General features: G+C 41.2%; 7 protein-coding genes. All 7 read right to left on the bottom strand.

Features of this window, described 5'->3' with window-relative positions; genetic code table 11:
* A partial coding sequence (locus Q8N22_00580) for a hypothetical protein (GenBank protein MDP3052437.1) occupies positions 1-441 on the bottom strand: 441 nt, incomplete at its 3' end.
* A 9-nt stretch (positions 442-450) separates the two neighbouring features.
* Entirely contained in the window at positions 451-1,773 is a 1,323-nt protein-coding gene (locus Q8N22_00575; protein MDP3052436.1) for a hypothetical protein, read from the bottom strand.
* A gap of 2 nt (positions 1,774-1,775) precedes the next feature.
* Positions 1,776-2,306 carry an ECF transporter S component gene (locus Q8N22_00570; GenBank protein ID MDP3052435.1) on the bottom strand — a complete coding sequence of 177 codons (531 nt, stop codon included), beginning with the start codon at positions 2,304-2,306 and terminating at the stop codon, positions 1,776-1,778.
* Positions 2,307-2,323: 17 nt separating this feature from the next.
* Positions 2,324-4,027, bottom strand: coding sequence for a [FeFe] hydrogenase, group A (locus Q8N22_00565; protein ID MDP3052434.1), 1,704 nt, complete (start codon positions 4,025-4,027; stop codon positions 2,324-2,326).
* Between the two features lie 3 nt (positions 4,028-4,030).
* Positions 4,031-5,032, bottom strand: coding sequence for an NADH-ubiquinone oxidoreductase-F iron-sulfur binding region domain-containing protein (locus tag Q8N22_00560; protein ID MDP3052433.1), 1,002 nt, complete (start codon positions 5,030-5,032; stop codon positions 4,031-4,033).
* A gap of 2 nt (positions 5,033-5,034) precedes the next feature.
* Positions 5,035-5,775 (bottom strand): SDR family NAD(P)-dependent oxidoreductase, encoded by a 741-nt coding sequence (locus Q8N22_00555; protein MDP3052432.1) that lies wholly within the window; start codon positions 5,773-5,775, stop codon positions 5,035-5,037.
* Between the two features lie 31 nt (positions 5,776-5,806).
* A partial coding sequence (locus tag Q8N22_00550) for a CTP synthase (protein ID MDP3052431.1) occupies positions 5,807-7,186 on the bottom strand: 1,380 nt, incomplete at its 5' end.

Genomic DNA, 7,186 nt, shown 5'->3' with positions numbered 1-7,186 from the left:
ATTTTTGTATCGCGGAACAATCTCTTCAAGATAACCCAAAACACTGTTTTGCAGGTCTTCGCGGCTTAAATTTTTCGCCCAATCCGGAATATGGCATTCGGGCCAGCGACCGGTTTTCATTCCGATTACCAAAATAATTTTCGCCTGATTATCCGCGGCTTGTTTTATCTGCCAATCCAAATCGTCAAAATAAGGTTTGCCTTTTTGATTTTCAATCCAATCCCAGCTGACAAGCAATTTCAGATTTTTCACTTTCAAATCGTCAAGAAGCGCCGAATAAGCTTTCCGCCAATCAAGCTTTAGAAGCTCGGCGTGCTTCTGGGAAAAATTAACCCCCCAGACGATATCCTTCGCCTGCTGAGCCGTACCCGCGAAGAAATAAATAAAAAAACCGGCTACAATCAGGAATAGAAAAATGAAAATTATTTTATAGGTTCTCATCAGCGTAAATCAGCGTCTTAATAATTTTTTGAAAATTATTTTTTTGATTTTGTAAGTTCCCAGTTTCTCGGCTTCCACAAAACCTTCCATAGCCGCTTCGGCCAAGCTCCCGTTGGCCAAAAGATCGAAAAGCCATTGGTCGGCGTAATTGGGGTTATCCTGGTCTATCGCCGAACCGGTCCTTAAAAGCCATCTCCGGTTAAAAATTTCCTGAGACCCCAGCGGCGGAGCGATGATTATCGGCACACCCAAAGCGGTGTAAAAAGAAAGCTCGCTGGGTTTCGTCCATAAAACGTCAGTTTTCCTCAGCTTCTGATTGAATTTTAAGAAATATTCGCCTACGGTGTCGGCGAAAACTATTTCAATGTTTTTATCCAAATTATCTTCCAGACCGATGATTTTCAGATTATCCAGAAAATATTTATAGACGTTTTTTCTGGTGCCAGCCATCAAAATAACCTTGATTTCCCGGTTTTTTATTTTTTGAGCCAAACTTCTGACATATTTAACCACTATTTCTTTCTGCGCTCCGGCTCCGCCCACCGAAAACATAATCGTTAAAGGATGGTCGGGTTTTTCGGGTAAAATTCCGATGTATTTTTCAATTAAAGGATCATATTCCTTGCGGTATATTTTTTTCGGGTCCAAATTCAGAAGACGGTAAGCCAAATCGATTTTTGCGATTTCCAAATTCTCGCTTCCGGTATTTTCCAAAGGCAAAGGATAGCCGGTCAAGAATATATTCTCCTCCCTGACCCCGTAAAGTTTTAATCTTTCCACGACCCAGGAATTAGGAGCGAAATATTTTATTTTGCTTTTGGCGGGATTCGGGGAAACCCAGGTCCGGGCGATGTCGGCATCGCATATGACGCAATAGATTTCTCCGGGATAACCGAAAAGCTCGGCCATAAAAACCGGGGTGAAAAAAGTGCTTACCAAAGGCAAGGGATTTTTCTCCAGTTTCAATATTAAATCTTTTCCCCAGCCGTTTTTAATGAACGAAAAAATGACTCTAAGGGAAAAATTCGGCTTTGACAGATCCCTTTTGGGGTAAAAACTTAAAATTCTTTGGAATTTTTCGAGAATGCCGAAAGCCAAGTTGCCCAAAAAAGGAAATTTCTTGAAATCGGAAATTGCCTCGTAAAAATTTTTGGCCAATTCCCAGACGTTTCTGTCATTATCGGGAATACCCGCATAATTATTGGCATTGATGACTTTATCTTCAAAGGCAAAACTTTCCAATGGGTACGCCGTCCTTTGGTGTCCGTAACCCATATCCACCCCAACCACCCAGGCCTTTTTATTATTTGCTGATTTATTAACCGGTACCATATTTATGAAAGTATTCGCGATTTTTTAATAAACGATAAAACAATATATGCCAATATTCCGCCTGCGACAGCCGTGAAGAATTGCATCCAGCCCATCATCAAAATTGCGGCGTTAATCGCCTTTCCGCTCAATAAAACTCCGGCCAATAATCTGGCAATTCCGAAAAGAAACAAAAACTTTAAAAAACTTGCCGCTAAAATTGAAATTCCGATTTTTTTTCTGCCAAAATAATAATAAACGCCGACTAAAATCGCGTTGCTAATCATAATAAAAGGCACGACCGGAGCTAATGCCAACGGCAATAAACCGGAAGTTAGAGCCAAAACACTGGGCATTAATCCCAAAAATACCGCTTCAAACGGGCCGACTAAAAAAGCGGCCAATATTAACGACATATTCACCAACGGTCCGGTTATGAATTGCGAATGAATGTAAGTCGGCAAAAAAGCGGCGATGAAAGTCAAAACCGAGAAAATCATTATTTTTGTTTTAATTTTTGAACCCGAAAAAACTATTGCTTGTTCGTTAATCATAATTTTAATAATTATTTTTATTCAAATTTATTTTTAGGCGAATAATTGGTTTTGAGTAATTTTTTTTGCTCGGCAACCGATAAATTGTTGATGTAATTGTCAAAAAAATCTTTAACCACGGGATTTAAATGCGCTTTTCTTATTTCCATTTGGGAATCAATTTTATATAAGGCCTCAATTCTTTTTTTGACGATTTCCAGGGTGGTCGGGATTGGCTGGCCGCCGCCGCCGATACAGCCGCCGGGGCAAGCCATTACTTCAATATAATCGTAAGCATTTTTATTATTTTTAATTTCCCGGATTATTTTTTCGGCGTTAGCCGCCGTGGAAACCACGGCCACATTAAGCGTTCGGTCGCCAATTTCAATCCGGGCTTTTTTAATTCCTTCTATCCCCCTGACTGCTTCAAAATCAATTTTATCCAACTCTTTTTTAGTCAGATAATAATAAGCGGTTCTCAAGGCCGACTCCATAACTCCGCCCGAGGCCCCGTAAATGGCCGCGGCGCCGGAATAAGTTCCGGGCAAATCGACCTTGCTCGGCTCTAATTTCGGCAAATCAATTTTATGTTTTTTAAGCATAGCGGCAAACTCGCGGGTGGTCAAAACATAATCAACCGGCTGCAAGCCGTTAATTTTTAATTTTTTATGCCGGGCTTCGTATTTTTTGGAAGTGCAGGGCATAAAAGAAACAACTACTATTTTTTTGGGATTAATATTCTCTTTTTCCGCCCACCAGGTTTTGTAAGCGCCGCCGGAATGAATTTGAGGCGAACGCGCCGTGGTTAAATGATTAATCAATTCGGGATGATAAAATTCAATGAATTTAACCCAAGCGGGACAGCAAGAAGTAAACATCGGCAAATTTTTATTTTCCTTGATTCTTTCAACCAACTCGCCGGCTTCAACTATAGTCGTAATGTCAGCTCCCATATTAACGTCAAAAATTTTATCAAAACCCAATTCTCTGAAAGCGGTATAAATTTGGCCGGTTAAATCCGTTCCGACCGCCAACCCGAATTCTTCGCCGATACTGGCCCGCACCGAAGGCGCCATTTGGGCGATAACAATTTTATTTTTATCGTTTAAAGCTTTTTCAACCAATTCAATTTCGTTTTGCTCGCGCGCCGAACCGACCGGGCAATGAACCGTGCACTGGCCGCAATAAATGCAGTCAATTTTTGGATCTCTTGTATAAGTGGCGTGGGTCTGAACATTCTTCCCCTCAATTTTCAAAAAACCGATTCCGATTTTTTGGCAGATTTCAACGCATTTATTGCAGGCGATGCAAAGTTGCGGGTCAATTTCGGCCGCTTGGCACATTTTATGAAGTTTTTCTTTGATTTTCGGCCGTTTATATTTCTTGGTTGAAATTCCGTATTTTTTAATTTCTTCGGCAGTTCCGCAATAAAATCCTTTTCGGCATTTGGGACAATTTTCTTGATGGCCGGCCAGCAGCAACTCAAGATTTTCCAAACGAAGTTTCTTAACTTTAGGAGTATCAGTATAAACAGCGAGGTTATCTTCCGCTTTGAGGGTGCAGGCGGTAACGATTTTCCCCGTTTGGCTAATTTCAACCAAACAAGTTCGACAGCTGGCTCCGGTCGGCAAATCATCATGATGACAAAAATGCGGAATTTCTATCCCGTTTTTTATCGCTATCTGTAAAACACTTTCTTCCGGTTGAGCGGAGTATTCTTTATTATTTATAAAGACATTCATTTTTTATTTTTTTGCCAAAACGTTTGAATAATATGAATAAATCGGCTCGCTTATTGCGCGGCCAAGGGCGCAAAAAGAAGTTTCTTTCGTTGCTTCCAAAATTTCAAATAATTCATTCCAGGGAATATTTTTATTGCTCCTGACCAAATTCAAAAGCTGAAAAGATCCCATCCGGCAAGGCGCGCACTTGCCGCAGCTTTCTTTCTGAAAAAATTCAAGCCATCGCAAAATTATTTTTTGGGGTTCTGTTTTTTTGTCATAAACTTCCAATCCGCCGGCGCCGGTCATCTTCTGATTTTTTATCTGTTCTTTATTATAAATCGGGCCGGACGCGCTGCCGCCAATCTGGACAAAAAAATCAAAATCGGGATAATTGCCGGTTTCTTTTAATATTTTTTCAACGCTCCAATCGGCCGGCAAATGATAAACACCGCGATTTTTTATTTTACCGGACAGCGAACAAAATCTTTTATTGTCGAAAATACCGTCATTAACGCAAGCGACATTATAAAGCGTTTCAACGTTGTTGATTATAGTCGGCTTGCCAAACAAGCCAACGCTTGAAGGATACGGCGGTTTAAGCCGCGGTTCGGTCCGCTTGCCTTCAATGGCGTCAAGCAACGCCGTTTCCTCGCCGCCGATATAACTTGGTTCTTCGGAAAAAATTTGAATATTGTATCCTTTTTGATTATAACTTTTTATAATCGGCATTAATTTAAATTTAATTTGGCGATAATATTTTTTATTTAAATTAAAAAACGCGTCTTTAACGTTTAAATAATCAAGCGCTAAAATTATTCCTTTGACCACCTGCTCCGGGTAATGTTTCAGAATATACAAATCCTTAAACAGGCCCAACTCTCCTTCGCTGGCGTTGCAAATCACGTATTTTTTTTCTTCGGCTTCTTTTTTTACCCCCTGCCATTTCGCCGCCGTCGGATATTCAGCCCCGCCCCGGCCAACCAGCCCGGCTTTTTCAATTTTAGCTATTATATCGTTTTCCATTTTTATCTGAGAGTATATCCGCCGTCAACAACAATGGTCTGGCCGGTTATGTAATCCGCTTTATCGGAAGCCAAAAAAACAACGGCGTTGGCAATATCTTCGGGCAATCCCATCCTTTGCCAAGGGATAACGGCAATCGTCTGTTTTTTAACTTCATCATTAAAAACCTCACTCACTCCGGGAGTATTAATGACGCCGGGAGCGACTGCATTCACATTTATTTTTTTAGAAGCCAATTCCAAAGCCAAAGCCCTTGTGAAAGCGCTAATTCCTCCCTTGGAAGCGCAATAATGCGTCAGTCCTTCAAATCCTATAAAAGCGGCGATAGACGATATGCTAATTATTTTCCCGCCGTCTTTCATCATTTTAACCGCCTCCTGCGAACACATAAAAACGCTTTTCAAATTAATGTTTAAAACCTTATCCCAATCAGCTTCCGTCATTTTCAGAAAAGGCGTAAAAGGAAAAATTCCGGCATTATTGACTAAAATATCCAGTTTCCCGAATTTCTCAACGGCTTTTTTTATCAAATTATCCACCTCTTCTTTCCGGGAAACATCGCATTTAACCGCCAATCCTTCAACTCCAATTTTTTCTATTTCTCCGACAACAATTTCGCATTCTTCTTCATTAATGTCGGAAACAACCACGTTACAACCCTCTTTAGCCAAAGCCATAACTATGCCCTTGCCGATGCCGCGCCTGGCGCCGGTAACAATCGCCACTTTATTTTTTAAATCCATATTTTTATATTTTTATAAAATTAATCGACTTTTATTTTTTATTAATGGCTATTTTTATAAATTCTTTAAATAGAGGATGGGGGTCCAGCGGCCGGGATTTGAATTCCGGATGGAACTGGGTGGCCAAAAAGAACGGATGAACGCTTCGCGGCAATTCCATAATTTCCATCAGGCGGCCGTCCGGCGAAGTTCCTGAAAAAATCAATCCTTTTTCCTCTAACTGTCCGATGTAATCAGGATTAACCTCATAGCGGTGCCGGTGGCGTTCGGAAATCAAACGCTTGTCGTAAGCCATAAAAGCGATGGATTCTTTTTTAAGCGCCGCCGGATAAGCGCCTAAGCGCATAGTGGCGCCGTATTTTTTTTCTTTGATATTTTTTTTCTGCTCCGGCAGAATGTCAATCACGGGATAGGGAGTTTTCGGGTCAATTTCGGTTGAATTGGCTTTTTTCAACCCTGCCAAAGAACGGCTGAATTCCACTACCGCCAATTGCATCCCATAACATAAACCCAAAAAAGGAATTTTATTTTTCCGGCAATAGCCGATGGCTGCAATTTTTCCTTCAGTACCCCTGCCGCCGAAGCCGCCGGGAACGATAATGCCATCGTAATTCAAAAGCTGTTTGAGTTGGGCCGGTTTATTAATGAATTCCTCGGCTTCAATCCATTTTATCACCGGTTTCCGGCCGAAATAATAAGCGGCGTGCTTAATGGCTTCAATGACGGAAATATAAGAATCCGCCAAAACAAATTTTCCGGTGGAAAAATATTTACCGACGATGCCGATATTAACCGAACGATTGCTTTTTTTAATGGTTAGAGCCAAACGCCGCCATTCTTCCAGATTGACTTTTCTCGGCCGTAATTTCAGCTTTTCTAAAATGCGATTGCTTAAGCCGTCTTTCTCGAAATTCACCGGCACTTCATAAATACTTTCCACGTCCGGCGCTGAAATAATATCCTGTTCCCGCAAACTACAGTTAAAGGCGATTTTTTCTTTGCGTTTTTTATCCAAAGGCGTGCCTGCTCGGGCCAAAATAATATCCGGCTGGAGGCCGGTGGAATTAAGGGTTTTGACCGCGTATTGGGTAGGTTTGGTTTTTAATTCGCTGTCCAAATTCTGAAGCGGCAGAAAACTGACCAGAATCAAAAGAACATCGTTAGGATTTTTGATTTTAAGAATTCTTATCGCTTCCAGAAACAAAATATTCTGATATTCGCCCACCGTGCCGCCGATTTCCGTAATGACAATTTCAGCGTTATTTTTAAGGCCGGCAATTTTAATTTTTTCCAAAGCTTCCAAAGGAATATGCGGCACGACTTCCACACAGCGGCCGCCGTATTCCAGATTTCTTTCTTTATTGATGACGGTCTGGAAAATACTGCCGGCGGTCATATAATTCAAGCCCGG

The sequence above is a fragment of the bacterium genome (assembly GCA_030693325.1).
In the GTDB taxonomy this organism is placed as follows: Bacteria; Patescibacteriota; Minisyncoccia; order UBA6257; family MFKM01; genus MFKM01.
Note: the sequence above shows the minus strand (reverse complement) of the source record. Positions and strands in the feature narration are given on the sequence as shown.